The 18,384-nt window shown below is 64.4% G+C and carries 17 protein-coding genes; 9 read left to right on the forward strand and 8 right to left on the reverse strand.

Features of this window, described 5'->3' with window-relative positions; all coding sequences use genetic code 11:
• A partial coding sequence (locus tag ACODS4_RS26865; protein ID WP_488868735.1) for an enoyl-CoA hydratase-related protein occupies positions 1 to 641 on the reverse strand: 641 nt, incomplete at its 3' end.
• Between the two features lie 21 nt (positions 642 to 662).
• Positions 663 to 2,159, reverse strand: coding sequence for an aldehyde dehydrogenase family protein (locus ACODS4_RS26870; protein WP_488868736.1), 1,497 nt, complete (start codon positions 2,157 to 2,159; stop codon positions 663 to 665).
• Between the two features lie 285 nt (positions 2,160 to 2,444).
• On the opposite strand from ACODS4_RS26870, the gene ACODS4_RS26875 reads away from it, so the two are divergent.
• The gene (locus tag ACODS4_RS26875) at positions 2,445 to 3,044 is read left to right on the forward strand and encodes a hypothetical protein (RefSeq protein ID WP_488868737.1); all 600 of its coding nucleotides are present in this window, start codon (positions 2,445 to 2,447) and stop codon (positions 3,042 to 3,044) included.
• A gap of 66 nt (positions 3,045 to 3,110) precedes the next feature.
• Here ACODS4_RS26875 and ACODS4_RS26880 read toward each other — a convergent pair whose 3' ends face one another.
• Positions 3,111 to 3,413, reverse strand: a complete 303-nt coding sequence (locus ACODS4_RS26880) for a type II toxin-antitoxin system HicB family antitoxin (RefSeq protein ID WP_488868738.1) — start codon at positions 3,411 to 3,413, stop codon at positions 3,111 to 3,113.
• Positions 3,414 to 4,443: 1,030 nt separating this feature from the next.
• Between ACODS4_RS26880 and ACODS4_RS26885 the strand changes: the two genes are divergently transcribed.
• Complete coding sequence (locus ACODS4_RS26885) at positions 4,444 to 5,295, forward strand: hypothetical protein (protein WP_488868739.1); 852 nt, start codon at positions 4,444 to 4,446, stop codon at positions 5,293 to 5,295.
• Between the two features lie 57 nt (positions 5,296 to 5,352).
• Here the strand turns inward: ACODS4_RS26885 and ahcY are convergent, their stop codons facing one another.
• Positions 5,353 to 6,654: an adenosylhomocysteinase gene (ahcY, locus tag ACODS4_RS26890; RefSeq protein ID WP_488868740.1), complete on the reverse strand. Its 1,302-nt coding sequence runs from the start codon at positions 6,652 to 6,654 to the stop codon at positions 5,353 to 5,355.
• Positions 6,655 to 6,782: 128 nt separating this feature from the next.
• On the opposite strand from ahcY, the gene ACODS4_RS26895 reads away from it, so the two are divergent.
• The 4 genes from ACODS4_RS26895 (at position 6,783) to ACODS4_RS26910 (ending at position 9,996) form a co-directional block, all read left to right on the forward strand.
• Positions 6,783 to 7,034: a hypothetical protein gene (locus ACODS4_RS26895; protein ID WP_488868741.1), complete on the forward strand. Its 252-nt coding sequence runs from the start codon at positions 6,783 to 6,785 to the stop codon at positions 7,032 to 7,034.
• Between the two features lie 269 nt (positions 7,035 to 7,303).
• A complete protein-coding gene (locus ACODS4_RS26900; protein WP_488868742.1) occupies positions 7,304 to 7,981 on the forward strand; it encodes an RraA family protein in 678 nt (225 codons plus the stop codon).
• 75 nt (positions 7,982 to 8,056) lie between these two features.
• On the forward strand, positions 8,057 to 8,986 hold the full coding sequence (locus tag ACODS4_RS26905) for an AEC family transporter (RefSeq protein ID WP_488868743.1): 930 nt from the start codon (positions 8,057 to 8,059) through the stop codon (positions 8,984 to 8,986).
• Positions 8,987 to 9,024: 38 nt separating this feature from the next.
• Positions 9,025 to 9,996 carry a tripartite tricarboxylate transporter substrate binding protein gene (locus ACODS4_RS26910; RefSeq protein WP_488868744.1) on the forward strand — a complete coding sequence of 324 codons (972 nt, stop codon included), beginning with the start codon at positions 9,025 to 9,027 and terminating at the stop codon, positions 9,994 to 9,996.
• A gap of 509 nt (positions 9,997 to 10,505) precedes the next feature.
• Here ACODS4_RS26910 and cysS read toward each other — a convergent pair.
• The 3 genes from cysS to ACODS4_RS26925 form a co-directional block, all read right to left on the reverse strand.
• Positions 10,506 to 11,882, reverse strand: coding sequence for a cysteine--tRNA ligase (gene cysS / locus ACODS4_RS26915; protein WP_488868745.1), 1,377 nt, complete (start codon positions 11,880 to 11,882; stop codon positions 10,506 to 10,508).
• 42 nt (positions 11,883 to 11,924) lie between these two features.
• The gene (gltX, locus tag ACODS4_RS26920) at positions 11,925 to 13,268 is read right to left on the reverse strand and encodes a glutamate--tRNA ligase (protein ID WP_488868746.1); all 1,344 of its coding nucleotides are present in this window, start codon (positions 13,266 to 13,268) and stop codon (positions 11,925 to 11,927) included.
• Between the two features lie 133 nt (positions 13,269 to 13,401).
• Complete coding sequence (locus tag ACODS4_RS26925; protein ID WP_488868747.1) at positions 13,402 to 14,142, reverse strand: hypothetical protein; 741 nt, start codon at positions 14,140 to 14,142, stop codon at positions 13,402 to 13,404.
• Between the two features lie 165 nt (positions 14,143 to 14,307).
• On the opposite strand from ACODS4_RS26925, the gene elbB reads away from it, so the two are divergent.
• Together elbB and ACODS4_RS26935 are read left to right on the forward strand one after the other, a co-directional pair.
• Entirely contained in the window at positions 14,308 to 14,976 is a 669-nt protein-coding gene (gene elbB, locus ACODS4_RS26930; protein WP_488868748.1) for an isoprenoid biosynthesis glyoxalase ElbB, read from the forward strand.
• A gap of 207 nt (positions 14,977 to 15,183) precedes the next feature.
• Positions 15,184 to 15,408: a hypothetical protein gene (locus ACODS4_RS26935; protein ID WP_488868750.1), complete on the forward strand. Its 225-nt coding sequence runs from the start codon at positions 15,184 to 15,186 to the stop codon at positions 15,406 to 15,408.
• Between the two features lie 67 nt (positions 15,409 to 15,475).
• On the opposite strand, the gene ACODS4_RS26940 is transcribed toward ACODS4_RS26935, so the two are convergent.
• Entirely contained in the window at positions 15,476 to 17,158 is a 1,683-nt protein-coding gene (locus ACODS4_RS26940) for a nitrilase-related carbon-nitrogen hydrolase (RefSeq protein WP_488868752.1), read from the reverse strand.
• Positions 17,159 to 17,361: 203 nt separating this feature from the next.
• Here ACODS4_RS26940 and ACODS4_RS26945 point away from each other — a divergent pair, with 203 nt between their 5' ends.
• A complete protein-coding gene (locus ACODS4_RS26945; protein WP_488868754.1) occupies positions 17,362 to 18,369 on the forward strand; it encodes a hypothetical protein in 1,008 nt (335 codons plus the stop codon).
• Positions 18,370 to 18,384: the final 15 nt, after the last annotated feature.

Below are 18,384 nucleotides of genomic sequence, written 5' to 3' on the forward strand. Positions count from 1 at the left end.
AGACGGGCGGCGACGGCCAGCGGCGGCATCGCCGCGATCCGTTCGGCCAGATCCTGCGCGGCGTCGAGCAGTTGGTCGTGTGGAACCACCCGATTGACCAACCCGGCGGCCAGCGCCTCTTGCGGGCTGACGCTGTCGCCGGTCAGCAGCATGGCCAACGCCCGCTTGCGCCCGATCAGGCGGGGCAGCCGCTGGGTTCCGCCATAGGGCGGCGGGAAACCCAGCTTGATTTCCGATTTGGCGAACAGCGCCCGCTCGCTGGCGATGGCGAGCGGCACGGCCTCCGTCACCTCGCAACCGCCGCCGAAGGCCAGCCCGTTGACGGCGGCGATGATCGGCTTGGGGAAGGACTCCAACCGGCTGGTCAGCCGCTGCCCGCGCCGAACGAACTCCCGCAACGCGGTTTCCGGCCCGGCCCAGACCTTGGCGGAAAATTCGCGGATGTCTGCCCCGGCGGAAAAGGCGCGCTCCCCGGCCCCGGTCAGGATGACGGCGCGCGCCGACTCGTCGGCCTCGACGCCGTCCAGCAGGGCGTGCAGCCGCTCGATGGTGGCGAAGTCGATGGCGTTGAGTTTGTCCGGGCGGTTCAGGGTCAGGGTGACGACGGCCCCCTTGCGGGCGCTCAGAACGATGTCGGTCATGATGGTCAATGCTCCGTAGATTCAGGCCGCGTGGGTCCAGATGGTTTTCAGGCCGCTGTATTTGTCGAGCGCGTGCAGGGAACGGTCGCGGCCATAGCCGGATTGACCAAAGCCGCCAAAGGGCGTGGCCATCGCGTGCCGGTCATAGCTGTTGACCCAGACGGTCCCCGCCCGCAGCGCGCCGGTCAGCCGGTTGATCCGCGCCATGTCCTGGGTCCACAGCCCCGCCGCCAGCGCGTAAGGGCTGTCGTTGGCCAGCCGCAAGGCCTCGGCCTCACTGCGGAAGCTGGCGACCGCCAGAACCGGACCGAAGATCTCCTCACGCCAGACGGCCATCTCCGGCGTCACCCGGTCGAGGATGGTCGGGGCGACGAAGCTGCCCGCGCCGTTGATCCGCACGCCAACCCCACCCGCCAAAAGATCGGCCCCCTCGGCCAGCGCCCCATCGACCGCGCGCAGGATGGCGGCGGCGTGGGCGGCGTCCACCACCGCGCCGCACCGGGTGTCGGGGTCCAGCGGGTCGCCCGGTTGCAGCCGTTCGGCGTGGGCGACGATCCGGGTCAACAGCGCCTCGTGGATCTCCTCCTGGACCAGCAGGCGGGATCCGGCGTTGCAAACCTGCCCCTGGTTGAAGAAAATCCCGTCCACCACGCCTTGCGCCGCCCGATCAAGATCGCTGTCGGCGAAGACCAGTTGCGCCGATTTGCCGCCGCATTCGGGCCAGACCGGCTTCAGATTGGACGCGGCGGAATAGGCCAGAAAGCGCTTGCCGACCTCGGTCGAGCCGGTGAAGGCCAGACAATCGACGTCGCCATGCTCGCCCAACGCCCGCCCGGCGATCTCGCCCAGGCCGGGAACCACGTTCAGCACGCCCGGCGGCAGCCCCGCCTCATGGGCCAGCCCGGCGAAACGCAAAACGCTGAGCGAAGCGCGCTCCGACGGTTTCACCACCACCGAATTGCCGACCGCCAGCGCCGGGGCGATCTTCCAACAGGCCATCAGCAGCGGGAAGTTCCACGGCGTGACGGCGGCGACGACGCCCAGCGGCTCCCGCCGGATCAAGGCCGTGACGGGATCATCCATCGGGGCGATCTCGTCATAGCGCTTGTCGATGGTCTCGGCGTACCATGCGACGCAATCCGCCGCGAAGGGGATGTCGACGGCGTGGGCGTCGCGCGTCGGCTTGCCCATGTCGAGCGATTCGAGCAGGGCCAACTCCCGGCGGTTCGCCATCATCAGCCGCGACAGGTCGAGCAGAACCCGTTTCCGCGTCCGTCGGGGCGACCCGCGCCAACGGCCATCGGCGAAAGCCCGGCGGGCCGCCGCCACCGCCCGGTCCACATCCGCCGCGCCGCAAGCGGCGACGTCGGCGATCACCCGATCCGTCGCCGGGTTGACGCAGGGAAAGGTCGCGCCGCCCGCCGCCCCACAAAAGGAGCCGTCGATGAAGGCCCGCCCCTCCAAGGTCAGCATGGCGGCAAGATCACGCCAATCCTGCGCCTGCGCGTGTTTTGTCATGCGTCACCTCAAAATCTCTTCTGAGATGACTGTGACAAGGCGGGATCACGCCGACAAACGAGGAAGGTTCAACGCCGGTTGAGCCGGAATCACCGATCCAGTCGGCGGGCCAGCAGACCGCCCCACACGATCAGACACACCCCCGCCAGCGATATTGGCAAGCAAGGGACTCATGAAAGGTTGTGGATGTGATTTTTTTGGATGAACCAAGGGGCGAGGTGCGTCCTGCGGCCCGCCACCTTATATAGGGCGCATCCTGATTGTCTCATGCGTCCCGGAGCCGTCATGCCCTCTCGCCGTTCTTTGCTCGCCGTCGCCGCCGTCGCCGTTTTGGGGCTGTCCGCCTGCCAGAGCGCGCCGCCGCGTCCCGCGCCGCGTCCGATTGATTTCTCCAACTTTGGCCCGATCATCCTCAGCGCCGGGGGCGTCGATGTGGTGAACGGCTATCGGCCCGGCGGCGGCAAACATGTCGAGGACCGTTCGGCGGTTCCCCCGGTCGAGGCGGTGCGGCGCTGGGCGTCCGAGCGGCTCCAGGCCGCCGGTGGGGCCGGGCGCGTGCGCGTCACCATCAAGGACGCCAGCATCATCGAGGTGGCCTTGCCCAAAACCGATGGGCTGAAGGGCTATTTCACCACCGATCAAGCCCAGCGTTACGACGGGCGGATCGAGGTCGAGGTGACGGGCGACATGCCGGACAACAGCGCGGGCGCCTTTCGCGGCATGACCAAGGCCGTCGTCACCTATTCCACCACGGTGCCGGAAAACATCGCCCTGGCCGACCGCGAGGCGACCTTCCTCGACATCACCCGCCGACTGGTCGAGGATCTGAACGCGCGCCTGGATTCGGGGATCCGCAAGGATCTGGCGCCGATGATCCGGCGGTAGGGCGCAAGGCAAAAGAAAAGGGCGACGCCGAGGCGTCGCCCTGCAACGAAGGAAAGCGGTCATCGCTCAGGCGGCGATTCGATCCTCAGGATTCAGGCGTTTTGGCGTGACATGAATCACCATCACCTCTTTTTCCTCGCGCGAGGAGGCCGCGTTCAGGCCGTGCGCCGAGGGATCGGAGGGCAGCGGCAAGGCTTCCCCCTCGTCCAAGCGTAGCAGGATGGCGTCGGCCAAGCAGTCGGCGGCGAGGGTTGCCGGGTTGTCGTCGCGATTCGAGCCGCGCGTGGATATTTCTGGAAAATCGGGGAACTCGATCCAGAACAGGTCGTCTTCGTAGAAATGGACGACCGCGCAGTAGTTGAGAGGCATCGTCCTGCTCCTCACCCTGTTATTGGCTGGGGAGCCGAAAGTCGGCCTTCGACCAAATTGGCCCCCACTCCCTTGCGGAAGCGCCAAATCAACGAGGATCCTAACATGGTCAGGAGTCGCGGCGCTATGGCGGAGAACGCCAATGAAGGCGCCGTTCCGGCGAATCGGGCGAAAGGCGCCTCTCCCACTGTTGGGACCGCCATCCAGAAGCGAAGCCAAAACGGTGCGCCAGAGTCCCATGATGAGTTCATCACATGTGCTCCCCTGTTGACGGTGAAGCCCCCATTCCCCAGTGATCTTGAAGAGATTTTCAAGGTTTCTGGTCAAGGGAGCGGCACGGTTAAACGGACCGCACAACTGCGGCCCGCTTGATGATTGAATCTTCTTTGGGTCTTTCGGAGTAAGACAGAGTGGCGCCTAGTACGTGATTCCGAGTTCCTTGAGAGCGTTTTCAATCTCTTGAGAACTCAAATAATGCCATGCGCCGAACCTGTGAAGTCTGTAGAAACGCCCATTCAGCCGAATTGTGGCCGTGCCTGTCCCCTGAATAGGGCGCTCAACCGTTGCGCCAAAGTTCTCCTTCAGCCAGTCAGCGAATTCCCGATTGTTGTGACGTGAGCGAATGAACTCGCAAATGTCCTCAGGCTTCATCGGTCGGCCCTCGTAGTAAGGGGTGGCGATGCGTCGGAAGGTCGGACGGGGTCCTGGATTGAAGTCTCACCGATTTATGGGCGCGACGCAATGACATTTGGTTGTGGATCGTGCGATTTGATAATCTTTATGTTGCGATTACTTTTGGGAACGAATCGGACGTTTGGAAAAATCAGAGGTAAGGGCAGATCGATTCGATTCGTACCACTTCTGCATCTTCCCTTGATGGAACTCAAAGCCAGCCAACCGGGTGAAGCTCTTGAAAGGAAACATTTTTTAAACATAAAAATTCTTCAACGAATCGAAAAGTTGAACATACATAAAAAATACGACAAAGTTTTTGCCCGACACTCACAGTTTCAAAAAATTCGAGAAGATCATGAAACAAAGCGAAGCTTTTGAAAGTCAGGAGTTGGGCGAGAGGTCTGTTTCGGTTTCGGAATCGAACAATCTGAGTAGCGCAACCGAGAACAGACGCATCCAAAAATTGCAAAACCTTATAAGTCTAATAGATTCAGAGCTTTCAGGGGAGCGCCTGAAGGCTTTTCATGAAAAGCTCCTGAACTACAGAAATTCTTCATCCGATCAATCTCAGCCTGTTTCAGGACCTCTTCCGGCCCCGGCGACAATTTCTAAATTTGTGGGCGGCGCAGATAAAATGCGGCGGGATGCTGAAGAGGGTATGATACGTTTGATTGTTAATTGTTATTGGAGAACATTGCATTTCTTGGGAGGCAACGTTCCCAAAACACTGGATGAACTGCTTCGCTCCATCAATCGCCCACCTGATGAAAAAGAAGCGACCTATGAAAGCCAATTTCAGGCCATGGGACTGTGGGCGGCTGAGCATGGGCGTTGGTTCAAGGACAAGCATGGTGGTCTTCATGAATATTGCGGAACCTATGAGGTTGACCGCCCTCAAAGGCAAGAAGGGACGGTGACAATCACCTTGACCGCTTTGAACAATGGTTCGCTTGAAGCGTCTTTGTCTGGTTTGAATGGCGGGCCGTTTCATGGCGTTGTTCTCGAAGGATCGGAGAGAGCCATTCAGATTGTTTTTCAAAGACAATCAAGCCGGAGCGCTCGTCGTGGAACGACATGCTTTTTGTTCTTGCAGGCTCCTCCCGAATCGGAAGATGGCTTTGATTTTAAAGGGATCTTTCTTCATCGCCCTGGACTTGAGCCAGTGGCGGAAAACGTCATTCTGCGCAAAATTCCCGACTCTCCGTGACAACGAAAAAGGGCCGCCCCAGCGGGACGGCCCTTCTTCAATTCAAGACCGCTGTTTTTAGTAGCGGTAGTGGTCCGGCTTGTACGGGCCTTCGGTCGGCACGCTGATGTAGGCGGCCTGCTTTTCCGTCAGGGTGGTCAGCTTGGCGCCGATCTTGTCCAGATGCAGGCGGGCGACCTTTTCGTCCAGATGCTTGGGCAGGACGTAGACCTTGCGCTCATAGGCGGCGGCGTTGGTCCACAGCTCGATCTGGGCCAGAACCTGGTTGGTGAAGCTGGCGCTCATCACGAAGCTGGGATGGCCGGTGGCGCAGCCCAGATTGACCAGACGGCCCTGGGCCAGGACGATCAGACGCTTGCCGTCGGGGAACACGACCTCGTCAACCTGCGGCTTGACCTCTTCCCACTTGTAATTGCGCAGGGAGTCGATCTGGATTTCGCTGTCGAAGTGGCCGATGTTGCAGACGATGGCGCGGTCCTTCATCTGGCGCATGTGGTCCAGGGTGATGACGTCCACGTTGCCGGTCGCGGTGACGAAGATGTCGCCCAGCGGCGCGGCCTCGTCCATCGTGACGACCTGATAGCCTTCCATCGCGGCCTGGAGCGCGTTGATCGGGTCGATCTCCGTCACCATGACGCGGGCGCCCTGGCTGCGCAGGCTGGCGGCGGACCCCTTGCCCACATCGCCGTACCCGGCGACGACGGCGACCTTGCCCGCCATCATGACGTCGGTGGCGCGCTTGATGCCGTCCACCAGCGACTCGCGGCAGCCATAGAGGTTGTCGAATTTCGACTTGGTGACGCTGTCGTTCACGTTGATGGCCGGAACCTTCAACTCGCCGCGCTTCACCATTTCATAGAGACGGTGCACGCCGGTCGTCGTCTCTTCCGACAGGCCGCGAACCTCGTCCAGCATGGCCGGATACTTCTCGTGCATGATCTGGGTGACGTCGCCGCCATCGTCCAGGATCATGTTCGGAGTCCAACCATCGGGGCCGCGCAGCGTCGCCTCGATGCACTCCCAGAACTCCTCCTCCGTCTCGCCCTTCCAGGCGAAGACCGGGATTCCGGCGGCGGCGATGGCGGCGGCGGCCTGATCCTGGGTCGAGAAGATGTTGCAGGACGACCAGCGCACGGTGGCGCCCAGCGCCGTCAGCGTTTCGATCAGCACGGCGGTCTGGATGGTCATGTGCAGGCAGCCGACGATGCGGGCGCCGGCCAGCGGCTTGGAGTCGCCGAACTCCGCGCGCAGCGCCATCAGGCCGGGCATCTCCGTCTCGGCGATGTTGATTTCCTTGCGGCCCCAGGCGGCGAGGCTGATGTCTTTGACCTTGTAGTCGGTGAAGGCGGCGGCGGCCATGGGGCGTCTCCTGAGCGCGGGGATGAACCGGCGGGCCGAAGGGGCCGCGCCTGAATTGCCCAATCCTGTAGCAGCGAGGCGGCTCCCCCGCAAGCATAAAGATATCTTTATATCTGCAACATGCGGAAATGCTTTGCGCGAGCAAAGAATCGCTGGATTGGAAAATCCGCAACCAAAAGGAGATTTTCTTTCGGGGCCGCCGACAAGCAGCCGGAGATCGCACGGTCATCAAGCAAGGACAAGAGCAAGGAGAGAACACTTGGCAATCAAAAGGTTTTGTCGAGATGGCTGCACGCGGCGGTATCCATCTGATAATCCAGTTGATGTTTCATCGTGTTTTAATCAATAGTTTATCAACCTGCTTGCGCGTTATGGGATAAATAGATAGTCTTCAAGCGCGAAACGGGATCGTCGGCGCGCTGAAAATTGCGCGCATACTAAGAACAATCATTGGTGTGCGGGTGGACGCCTCTCAAGCGCCCAATCACAACGCTGATGCCTTCCAAGCGGCTTGGCTGTTTTTGCGTGAAACACCGGCGTCATCGACACGCGCATCGTTCCACCACCGGGCCAGCTTTCTCAAAAATGGGTTGGCCGCTTGTGTTTGGCCGTCCGTTTCTCTCCTGCAACGAAGGAATGAGGCAGTTCCATGGCTTTGCAACGCTATCACGTCGAATTTTCTCCTTTGTCGGCGGAAACGCTCGCCCTGTGGCGGCTGGTGCCCAGCAGCATCGCGTCCGACACGCAAAATCGCTGTCAGAGCATGGACGCGCGAATCAAACCCTGCGCGCCGGGCATGAGGATCTGCGGCCAGGCGCGGACGGTGGTGCCGATGCCGGGCGACAACAGCATGCTGTTGACCGCGTGCAGCATCGCCGCGCCGGGCGAGGTGGTCGTGGTGGCGGGCGGCGGACTGGACGATGTGGCGATGGCCGGGGAGTGGGTGGCGCGGAGCTGCCGGTCGCGTGGCGTCGGCGGTCTGGTGATCGACGGTTCGGTGCGCGACGTCGCGGACATCCGCCAGATCGGCTTTCCCGTCTTCTCGCGCGGCGCGGTGCCGCGTGGCCCGCACAAGGCGTTTGGCGGCAAGATGGATGTGACGGCGGCGGTCGGCGGCATCGCCGTCAATCCGGGGGATCTCATCATTGGCGACGACGACGGCGTGACCGTGGTGCCTCTGGCCGTCGCCGACGAGGTGCTGAAGCGCTGTCAGGCCTTGCTGGCCCATGAGCAGTATTTGTCGGAGGAACTGGACAAGGGGCGGACGCTGGTCGATGTTCTCGGGCTTCCCGAACCGGAACTGATCCTCACCCCCGGCGCCCGCTGACGTCTGGAAACCTTCTCTCTCATCATGGATCGTTTGCGGACGTTCTGATCCGCGCGGCCACGGGCATGTGCCTTCATGACGCTGATTGTTCAGATCGTGTTGCCGATGTTTCTTCTCATCCTGGTCGGCTTTTACGCCGGCAAGTTTGGGAATTTCAGCAACGCTTTGTCTCAAGGCATCTCCCGTTTTCTTGGCCTGTACGCGTTGCCGGGCTTGTTGTTCGTCGCCATGGCGAAGGCGACGATTCCCGATCCCATTGAGTGGGGATTCGTCGGCTCCTTCTTCATCGCCGCCTTTCTGGTCTTCGCCATCGGTTCGGGTTGGCGGTGGCTGGCGGGGCGTCGGGAGGAGATCGCCATCGTCGGTTTCGCCACCTCCTTCTCCAGCATCGGTTTGCTGGGCGCGCCGATCTTGATGGACGCCTATGGGTCGGGGGTGGCCTTGCCCCTGATGCTGTTGATCGTGTTTCAATCGCCGTTGCTGTTCACCACCGTGACCATCATTGCGGAAACCCTGCGCAGCAACGGCGGACGCCCGATCCAGACCTCGCTCAACGCGATCAAGGCGACGCTGCTCAGCCCGATGATTTTGGCCATCGGTCTGGGGCTGGCCGTCAATCTTCTCCACGCGCCGGTGCCCGGCGCCGTGATGAAGGCGGCGACCCTGATCGGCGCGACGGTTCTGCCCTGCGCCTGCTTCACGCTGGGAACCGCCTTGTCCTACAGCCCCTTGACCGGGCGTTTGTTGCCTGCGACCGTCATGGCGTTGATGAAGGTGGCGCTGCATCCGGCCTTGACGTGGCTGTTGGCGGTGAAGGTCTTTCATCTGCCGCCCGATTGGCTGGCGCCCGCCGTCACGGCGGCGGCCTTGCCCATCGGCATCAATGTTTACGGCGTCGCCGAACGCTACCAGTCGGGTCGGGAACTGGTGTCGATGTCTCTCCTGATTTCCAGCCTGCTGTCGCCTCTGTCGATTTCCCTGGCTTATTGGGTGGCGACGCGTTGAGCGAGGCGGTTTTGATGCTTGCGAAAAGGGATGTTGTGATGGGGCTGCGCGCCAAAGTCTGGGGGATGGTGACTGGGGCGTTGGCGCTGACGGCGCCGTTGACGGTTCAGGCGGCCTATCCGGATCGCCCGATCACCCTGATTGTGGCCTATGAAGCGGGAACTCCGGCGGACGTCGCCGCGCGGCGGCTGGCTCCCCTTCTGGAAAAGCGGTTGAACGGCGCGCGCGTGGAGGTGGTCAACAAACCCGGCGCCGGTGGCGAGGTTGGCTTCGCGGCTCTGGCCCAAGCCAGCCCCGACGGCTACACCCTTGGTCTCATCAACACGCCCAACATTGTGACGATTCCGATTGAGCGGCAGGCGCGTTTTGCGTTGAGCGATCTGGATCCCCTGGTCAACCTGATTGACGATCCCGCCGTTTGGCTGGTCCCGGCGGACAGCCCGTTTGTGACGGTGGCGGACGTCGTGGCCCAGGCCAAGGCGACCCCCGGCGCCGTGACGGTTGGAACCACCGGGGCCGGATCGGACGATCATCTGGCGTTGCTGATGGTGCAGCGGCAGGCCGAGGCGTCGTTGCTCCATGTTCCCTTCTCCAATCTGCGGGCCAGCCAGAAGGCGTTGCTGGGCCGGAAGATTCAGATCGGCGGTCAGTCGGTCAGCGACACGCTGCGCGCGTCTGCGGCGGAGCCGCTGCGGCTGTTGGGGGTGATGAGCCGGGAGCGGACGCCGGGCGCCCCCGATGTGAAGACCTTCGCCGAGCAGGGCTTTCCGGTCGTCATGGGCGCGTTGCGCGGCGTCGGCGCGCCGAAGGGATTGCCGCCGGACGTGCGCGCCCGGCTGGTCGAAGCGATCACCAAAGCGGCGGAGGACCCCGATTTCCGCGCCAAGGCTGACGCGAAAGACAGCCTTCAGCCCGTGCGTCTGTTGTCGTCGGAGGCGTTCGCCGCCGAATTGGCGCGGCTGGACGAGGCGTTGCGGGACTTGTGGCGAAATTCGCCCTGGCTTCGCTAACGTCGCGCGATCAACGCGCCTTGCGCACAACTGAACGCGCCTTGCGCGCAACCGTAAGATCTGCTGGATTGGCGGCGCGGACGCGGTGGCGGAAAGGCCGCCACCGCCGCCGCTAACCGGGAGGTGTTGAGGATGAGCAAGATCCTCGCTCTCCTGATCCTGCTGTTGCAGGTGGTCAAGGCGTTCCTTGATTACCTGAACCGCTGATCGGGCGGGCGCGCTGGGGAGATCAGCCCCGGCGCGTCCATCCCGATATTGCCCCATCCGGCGCTCCGGTCAAGAGGGCTTGTTCAGCCAAAGATCCCGAGAAGGCTGCGGCGAGCGTTCACGCCCCAGGGCAATCAGGTGAAGGCTTGAAATTCCTTCATTAGGAAATTCGTCATCCCCGCGAAGGCGGGGATCCAGAGTTCGCAGAGAGAATCTGACCGAAAAGCCTGGATCCCCGCCTTCGCGGGGATGACGGAAAATCCTCTATACAGGTTTATAACCCTTCACCCGATTGCCCTGGCTCACGCCCGCTTCCAGCTTGTCCCTTGCGGGCCGTCTTCCAGGATGATTCCGTGATCGGACAGCTCTTTGCGAAGGCGGTCGGCCTCGGCGAAGTTCTTGGCGGCGCGGGCCGCCTTGCGGTCGGCGATGCGTTGATCGACCGCCGCGTCGCTCAAGCCCTGCGCGCCGCCGGTCGGCGCCCAGCGGAACCACGCCTCGGGATCCTGCTGCAACAGGCCCAGTTGCGCGCCCGCCGCCAGCAAGGCGCCCTTGGCCGCCGCCTTGTCCGCGTCGGTCGCCGCCTTGTTCACGGCGGTGGCCAGCTCGTGCAGATGGGCGATGGCCAGCGGCGTGTTGAGGTCGTCTTCCAAAGCCGCCAAAACGTCGAACGGCAGCTCCGCCGTCTGGGGGACCGGATCGCCGCGCAGCGCCTGATACCAACGGTCGAGCGTTCCCTTGGCCTGGCGGATGCCGTCGCGGGTGAAATCCAGCGGCTGGCGGTAATGCGCCGACATCAGGGTCAGACGGATGGCTTCGCCGGGGAATTCGTCGAGCAGGTCGTGGACGGTGAAGAAGTTGCCAAGCGACTTCGACATCTTTTCGCCTTCAACGGTGACGAAGCCGTTGTGCACCCAGTAACGGGCGAGATGGTCGGATCCGTGGGCGCAGCGGCTCTGCGCGATCTCGTTTTCATGGTGCGGGAAAATCAGGTCCAGCCCGCCGCCATGAATGTCGAAGGTGACGCCCAGATGCTCCTTGGCCATGGCCGAGCATTCAATGTGCCAGCCCGGACGGCCCCGGCCCCACGGGCTGTCCCAGCCCGGTTGATCGTCGGCGCTGGGCTTCCACAAAACGAAATCCGCCGCGTCGCGCTTGTAAGGGGCCACCTCGACCCGCGCCCCGGCGATCATGTCGTCGAGCGAGCGGCGCGACAATTGCCCGTAGCTGGGCATCGACGGCACCGAGAACAACACATGCCCCTCGGCGGCGTAGGCGTTGCCGCGCTCGATCAAGGTGGCGATCAGGGCGATCATGTGGGTGACGTGGTGGGTGGCGCGCGGCTCGATGGTCGGGCGCAGGGCGTTCAACGCGCCCATGTCGGCGTGGAACAGGTCGGTCGTCCGCTGGGTCAGCGCCTCGATCGGTTCGCCGCTGTCGCGCGAGCGGTCGATGATCTTGTCGTCCACGTCGGTGATGTTGCGGACGTAGGTGACGGACGGGTAGAGCCGGGTCAGCAGCCGGAACAGCAGATCGAAGACCACCACCGGGCGGGCGTTGCCGATGTGGGCGGTGTCGTACACCGTGGGACCACAGACATACAGGCCGACATGATCCGGGCGAAGCGGCTCGAAGCGCTCCTTACGGCGAGTCAGCGTGTTGTAGAGGTCCAACGGCACGGTCTTGCGCTCCTGTTTGGTCAAAAGACGGGGGAAAACGGGTCAGGCGGTCTCGCCGTTCAGGCGGCGCAGGGCGCGCGCGCGACCGATCAGGGGTAGCAGATTCTTCAATTCCGGTCCATGGTCGCGGCCCGTCAGGGCGCGGCGCAGCGGCAGGAACAGATCCTTGCCCTTGCGGCCCGTCGCCCCCTTCACCGCGTTGGTCCAGGCGCCCCAGCTTGTCAGATCCCACGGCTCTTCGGGCAGGACTGCGGCGGCGTGCCGCAGGAACTCCGCGTCGTCGATCAGCGGTTCGACCGGGGCGTGGGTCACGGCCCACCAATCGCGGGCGTCCTCCAGCCGGGTCAGGTTCGGGCGCACGGCGTCCCAAAAGGCGGCGTCCACCCCGGTAAAGCCCAGCGTGGCCAGACGGTCGGCCACCCGCTCGAACGGCGTCAGATGCAGGATACGGGCGTTCAGGCGGTTCAACTCTTCGGGGTCGAATTTCGGCGTGCCGCGCGCGATCTTGCCCAGATCGAATTCGGCGACCAGTTCGTCCAGCGTCAAGCGCGCCTCAATGGCGTCCGACGTGCCAAGCTTGGCCAGCAGGCTGCACAGCGCCATCGGCTCGATCCCGTCATCGTCGCGCAGGCTGCCGACCGACAGGCTGCCCAGACGCTTGGACAGGCCCTGACCACCGGCGTCGGTCAGCAGCGGCAGATGGGCGAAGATCGGGGCGGCGGCGCCCATCGCCTCGAAAATCTGGATCTGCACGGCGGTGTTGGCGACGTGGTCCTCGCCCCGGATGATGTGGGTGATGGCGAAATCGACGTCGTCCACCACGCTGGTCAGGGTGTAGAGCGGGCGGCCATCCTCGCGGATCAACACCGGATCGCTCAGCACCGCGCCTTCAAAATGGACGGGGCCGCGCACCAGATCGGTCCATTCGATGGGCGTCGGCGTCAGCTTGAAGCGCCAATGGGGCTTGCGCCCTTCGGCTTCCAACCGGGCGCGGTCCTCGTCGGTCAGGCGCAGGGCGGCGCGGTCATAGATCGGCGGGCGGCCCTGCGACACCAGACTGGCGCGCTTCAGGCTGAGCTGTTCGGGCGTCTCGTAGCAGGGGTAGAGCCGCCCGCTGGCCTTCAGGGCGGCGGCGGCCTCGTCGTAACGCGGGTAGCGGTCGCTTTCGCGGGCGAAGCGGTCCCAGGTCAGCCCCAGCCACGTCAGATCGCGGGCGATGCCGTCGGCGAACTCCTGGGTCGAGCGTTCCTCGTCGGTGTCGTCCAGCCGGAACAGGAAATCGCCGCCGGTCTTGCGCGCGAACAGCCAGTTGACGAGCGCCAGGCGCACATTGCCGACATGGATGCGGCCGGTCGGGCTGGGGGCGAAACGGACGGCGGTGGACATGGGACGGTTCGACTCGCTGGGAATGAAGTAAGGAATCGGCCCATGTCCTAGCACGCCGCGCCGTTCTCTGAAAGCCATGCGGAAACAGGAAACCGCCGGGGCGTTCGCGCGGCCCCGGCGATGGTGATTCGGTTCAGCGGGCGCAATATTCTTCGGGCGAGACGATCTCGATCACTTTCACCTTGGTTCCGCCCGGCACGATGTATTCCTGCGCGCCGCGAATGTCGCTCGCCTGCGGATCCCAGTTGTAGGTGTAGCCGAGTCGGGTCCAGGGATAGCCGGTCTGCTTCAAATCCGGCCCCTTGCGGTAGGAGAAGACCTGCTGATTGGCGAACCAGGACACGAAGGCTTGCGGGCCGTTGATGGTGTTGGCGCAGGCGGTCTTGGTCGGGTCGGGATCGGGGCAAGGGCGGAAGACGCCGCCGCCGGTCGGGCCGACCTTTTGCGGGGCGATGCTGACGCGGACGAATTTGGCGTTGCTGTCGGACGGGACCGCCGGTTGCAGGCCCAGCAGGTAATGGAGTTTCTGGATCACCTCGCCCCGCTGGTAGCCCTTGCAGATCTCCTTGACCTCCGGCTCCACCGTCACCCACGTTCCATAGCTGTTGGTCAGGGTGACGGTCTTGCCCTCTTGCCCGACGGCCCAGGACGGGTTGTTGGTCAGGGTCAGGGCGGTCATCGGGTAGGTCAACGGGCGCAGCGGACGGACGTTCGCCTCCTCATACACCGCCGACCGCTCCACCGCCGTGACGTAGAGCGCGGTGTCGGACGGCGGGGTCGAGGCGGCCTTTTCCGGGGCGGTGGCGCAACCGGCCAGCGCCAAAGCGGTGGTGGACAACAAGATCCATGTCGGCGAAATCCGAGGGTGGAGCATGGTCGGCGATCCCGTATAAATTGAGTCGCGGAACGCTACCACACGTCGCGCCGACGGGCGATCCGATTTCCCGCCTTTTGGCCTTTGCGGCGTGCTGCGGCGCGGGCGGCCATCGGTTAGCCTGTCGCCATCCCTGCCCATCGCATTCACCGGAGGAACCACCCAATGACGGACAAAATTGCGCGGATCGGCGTCGTGCTTGCGGGTTGCGGCGTTTACGACGGCGCCGAAATTCACGAGGCGGTCTGCACCCTGCTGGCGATCAGCAAGGCGGGGGCGGAGGCGCTGTGCTTCGCCCCCGACATGCCGCAGGCCCATGTCGTCAACCATCTGACCGGCGCGGAGATGGCGGAGACCCGCAACGTGCTGGTCGAAGCCGCCCGCGTCGCGCGTGGCAAGATCCAGCCGCTCAGCGCCTTTGACGCCGGGGCGGTGGACGCGCTGATGTTCCCCGGCGGCTTCGGCGCGGCGAAGAATCTGTGCGATTTCGCTTTCAAGGGCGCCGATTGCTCCGTCAACCCGGACGTCGCGGCGGCGGTCGCGGCGATGCGGGCGGCGGGCAAGCCGATTGGCGCGCTGTGCATCGCCCCGGCCATTCTCGCCAAGCTGTTGGGTGGGGAGGGCGTCGAGCTGACCATCGGCGACGAGGCGGACACCGCCGCCGCGCTGGAAGCCCTGGGCGCCAAGCACCGCGTCACGGTGGCGGGCGAGGTGGTGGTGGATCAGCGGCTGAAGGTGGCGACCTCCCCCTGCTACATGCTCGATTCCAGTTTGGCGCAGATCGCCGAAGGGGCGGAGAACACCGTCAAGGCGTTGATCGCGCTGATGGATTGAGCAGACCCGCCGACGGGGACGCCCACCCCGTCGGCGTTCGTCCAAACGGGCCATGCAACAAACGCTGACAAGATCAGCGCCGGTCAAGACTGGTCATCTCAAGCACTCTGGCGTAAAAACCCCCCGTCCTGCTGCACTGCGGGAACAGGGAATGTTCTGTCAGAAGACAGGACCGGGGAATAACCGTAATTTATTTGGGTGAATGAGATGACGGACCAAGCTGTCTGTGCCGACGCTTTTCTTGGGGCGGATGAAAACCCCGCCGGGTTGTTGAGCAACTGGGGGAATTCTCCCTTTCTGGTTTTCCCGGCGTTGATCCTGCTTCTGATTATGCCGCTGGCGATCCTGTTCCATCCGACCTGGATCGTTCTGCCCGCCGTTCTGTGGGCCTTTGGCATGATCGCCACGATCATCCGTCTGACGCTGGATTGATCCCGCCGCCGATGGGCGGGGACTGTCCCCGCCCGTCGTCTTGCGCGCGGCTCGCCTCACGCTCCGTTCATCTTGCGGGGTCGGCGATGGTGGTGACGCCGTTGCGGAGTGGGAAGCGCGGATCCTGCCCCGTCGTCCGCCGGGTGATCCGGGGACCGGGCGGGGATTGGCGGCGCGTCGCCTCCGCCGCCTGCACCAAACGCCACACCCGATTGACCATGTCGGCGTCCTGCCCCAACAGGGGGGCGCTGTCGGCGCTCGCGCTTGGTTTTTCGCCGGTCAGACGGTCGAGAAGAGCGTCCAGCGCCTCGACGGGCGGCAAGCGGTCGCGGTCGTTGACGCCCGGCGTCGCCGTTTTGGCGTCGCTTCGCGCCAGCACCCGTTCTGGAACCACCCGCCCGGCGGGACCACGCCCGTCCGCTGGGCTGTGCGCGTTGCGCCAGCGCGCCAAGGCCAGCGCCATGCTCTGCGGCGCGTCGGCCAGAACCGCGTAACCGCCGAACAGACCGTTCACCAGGGCGGGGCCGCCGATCAGCCGGTCGGTTTTGGTGAGGGTGGAGAGCGCCACGGCGCCCACGGTTTCGGCCAAGGCGGTCACGGTGACGCCGCGCGTGCGGGCGCGCAAATTGTCCGTGGCGTCTTGGGCGTCGCGCCCGCTGAACACCGGGGCGAGCAGGCTGTCAAACGCGCGGGTGATGGGTTGGATGGGCAGGGTGTCGAGACGGCAGCCCAACAGGGCGGCTATTTCCGCCACGTCCGCCAATTCCTCTGGGGCGCTGTCCGGCGTCGGCGTCGTCACGGCGTGAACCCGGTCGGCCCCCAGCGCGTCCACGGCGATGGCGGCGACCAGGGCCGACGCGGCGTCGCCCGACAGATCGACCAGCGCGCCGGGGGCGTGGCCCTTGTTCACATGGTCGCGCAGCCCGAGAACCAGCGCTCCATAAACCGCCGCCAGCCCGTCGAGCGGGGGCAGGGTTTCCGCCTCGTGGCAGAACCAGCCGTCGTTGGCGCCGCGTTCCCAGCGGGTCAACAGCAGATGCTCCGCACAGGAAGGGGCGTGGGCCGCCAGCCGGCCATCGGCTTCCAGCGCGAAGCTGGCGCCGTCGAACACCCATGCGTCTTGCCCGCCCACCAGATTGACGTGCAACAACGGCAAGCCGGATTCGATCACCCGCGCGACGGCGGCCTGCAACCGCTCGTCCGCCGCGCCGATGGCGAAGGGGCTGGCGTTCAGCGCGACCAGGATTTCAGCGCCGCTTTCGCTCAAGGTTTCGATCACGTCTGGGTTGTGCAGATCCGCGCCGATGAGCAAGCCAAGCCGAACCCCGCGCAGATTGACCGGCCCCGGCAACGGTCCCGCCGTGAACGGGCGGGACTCGTCGCGGCCGTCATGATCGGGCGCTGGCCCCCTCAGGCGGACGGCGGCGATGGTTCCCTGGGCGAGCAGCAGGGCGGCGTTGACCAATTGGTCCCGCTCACGCCAGGGCGCGCCGACCAGGAGGGCCGGGCCGCCGTCGGCGGTGTCCGCCGCCAGATCGCGCAGGGCCTGCTCAATCTGGTTCAAAAAGGCGGGGATCCGCGACAGATCCGCCGTTGGGCAACCGGACAGGGCCAGTTCCGGGCAGATCAGCAGGTCGGCGCCGCGCGCGGCGGCCTCGGCCCGAGCGGCGCGGATGCGGTCGCGATTCGCGGTGACGGCGCCGACGGTGGGGTTCATCTGAGCCAGCGCGATGGACAGACGGTCGGTCATGGCAGGGTGTCCCGTGTTGAACGGTTCGTTGTCTTTCAGCCTATCAGCGGCGTTCGGGGGGTGAAAGCCGCGCCTCGTCGCAGGCGGCGGCGTTGGATGCTTCGGCTGCGAAGCGATTTCCACCATAGCGTGCCAATCTTTTCTAAAATTAACGTGTGGTAAAGGGTGTTGATCGCAATTTTGAAGGCGCGAGAAATAAATTGATGCGGGGGCATCCCATGTATTACGCGGAACTGACTGGGCCAAGCGGCGCGCCAACCGTGCTGACGGCCAACGCCAACACCACCAAAAAGGCGGCGGACGCGAAAAGCGCCGACGCCAAAGGCAACGCCGTCGCGACGACGGACGCCAAGACGGTGACGACCCCGTCCAGCACGCCGGCCTACACCATCAGCGACTCGATGGAATCGCTGTTGGACAGCCTGTCCGGTCAGGGCGCGAAGAACGCGGCGGCGGGCGCGCCGTCCAGCGGCGTCGCCGCGTCGGGCGGCGGTTTGGACCGCGCCAAACAGGCGCAGGGCCTGATGCAGAACGCGCTGGATCACAGCAAGGGCTTGGCGGACGTGTTCGGCAAGGCCATCGACACGATGAAGCAAGGGCTGGGCGATGTTCTGGGTGGCCTGGGCGTGCCGCAGAACCGCATCGACGACGCCACGGCTGGCTTTGGCGACGCGATGAAGGGCAAGCTGGCCGACATGGATTTCAGCAAGATGGCCGTGGACATGACGGCGGCCCGCTCGCAATGGTCCATCGAATCGCATGGCATTGAGCTGACCATCCAGGATGGCGACCGCAAGGTTCAAATCTCCTTCGCCAAATCCACGTTGGATTTCCGCAAGGACGAACAGCGGCTGCAAGGCACGCTGGAGCGTGGCGGCAACGGATCGGTCGGCGTGCAATCGACGACGACCACGGCCACCGGAAAATCCACCGGCATGATCGTCCGCGCCGAAGGCTTCAGCCAGGATGAGATCAAGGACATCCTGGGCAAGCTGAACGACATGGCGGCCAAGGCTGGCGGCGACGGGTTGAAAGGGTTGGCGGTGTTGAAGCCGACCACCAGCAAGAACGGCGTCACCCACCTGAACCTGGACATGTCGGTTCCGGTCGAAGGTTTGACCGACGGCAAGAGCGCGGCGACCGCCGCCGCCCCGACCGCCGCCGGTTCGGCGACCACGGCCAAGACGGCGGGCGTCAACGTCACCGCTTGATTGGGCGTCCGCGCC

The sequence above is a fragment of the Azospirillum sp. FG154 genome (assembly GCF_057809575.1).

Bases quoted from the DNA above. Each gene is read 5' to 3' on its own strand.
- ACODS4_RS26870 (WP_488868736.1), bottom strand. From the start codon at position 2,159: ATGACAAAACACGCGCAGGCGCAGGATTGGCGTGATCTTGCCGCCATG.
- ACODS4_RS26875 (WP_488868737.1), top strand. From the start codon at position 2,445: ATGCCCTCTCGCCGTTCTTTGCTCGCCGTCGCCGCCGTCGCCGTTTTG.
- ACODS4_RS26880 (WP_488868738.1), bottom strand. From the start codon at position 3,413: ATGCCTCTCAACTACTGCGCGGTCGTCCATTTCTACGAAGACGACCTG.
- ACODS4_RS26885 (WP_488868739.1), top strand. From the start codon at position 4,444: ATGAAACAAAGCGAAGCTTTTGAAAGTCAGGAGTTGGGCGAGAGGTCT.
- ahcY (WP_488868740.1), bottom strand. From the start codon at position 6,654: ATGGCCGCCGCCGCCTTCACCGACTACAAGGTCAAAGACATCAGCCTC.
- ACODS4_RS26895 (WP_488868741.1), top strand. From the start codon at position 6,783: ATGCTTTGCGCGAGCAAAGAATCGCTGGATTGGAAAATCCGCAACCAA.
- ACODS4_RS26900 (WP_488868742.1), top strand. From the start codon at position 7,304: ATGGCTTTGCAACGCTATCACGTCGAATTTTCTCCTTTGTCGGCGGAA.
- ACODS4_RS26905 (WP_488868743.1), top strand. From the start codon at position 8,057: ATGACGCTGATTGTTCAGATCGTGTTGCCGATGTTTCTTCTCATCCTG.
- ACODS4_RS26910 (WP_488868744.1), top strand. From the start codon at position 9,025: ATGGGGCTGCGCGCCAAAGTCTGGGGGATGGTGACTGGGGCGTTGGCG.
- gltX (WP_488868746.1), bottom strand. From the start codon at position 13,268: ATGTCCACCGCCGTCCGTTTCGCCCCCAGCCCGACCGGCCGCATCCAT.
- ACODS4_RS26925 (WP_488868747.1), bottom strand. From the start codon at position 14,142: ATGCTCCACCCTCGGATTTCGCCGACATGGATCTTGTTGTCCACCACC.
- elbB (WP_488868748.1), top strand. From the start codon at position 14,308: ATGACGGACAAAATTGCGCGGATCGGCGTCGTGCTTGCGGGTTGCGGC.
- ACODS4_RS26935 (WP_488868750.1), top strand. From the start codon at position 15,184: ATGACGGACCAAGCTGTCTGTGCCGACGCTTTTCTTGGGGCGGATGAA.
- ACODS4_RS26940 (WP_488868752.1), bottom strand. From the start codon at position 17,158: ATGACCGACCGTCTGTCCATCGCGCTGGCTCAGATGAACCCCACCGTC.
- ACODS4_RS26945 (WP_488868754.1), top strand. From the start codon at position 17,362: ATGCGGGGGCATCCCATGTATTACGCGGAACTGACTGGGCCAAGCGGC.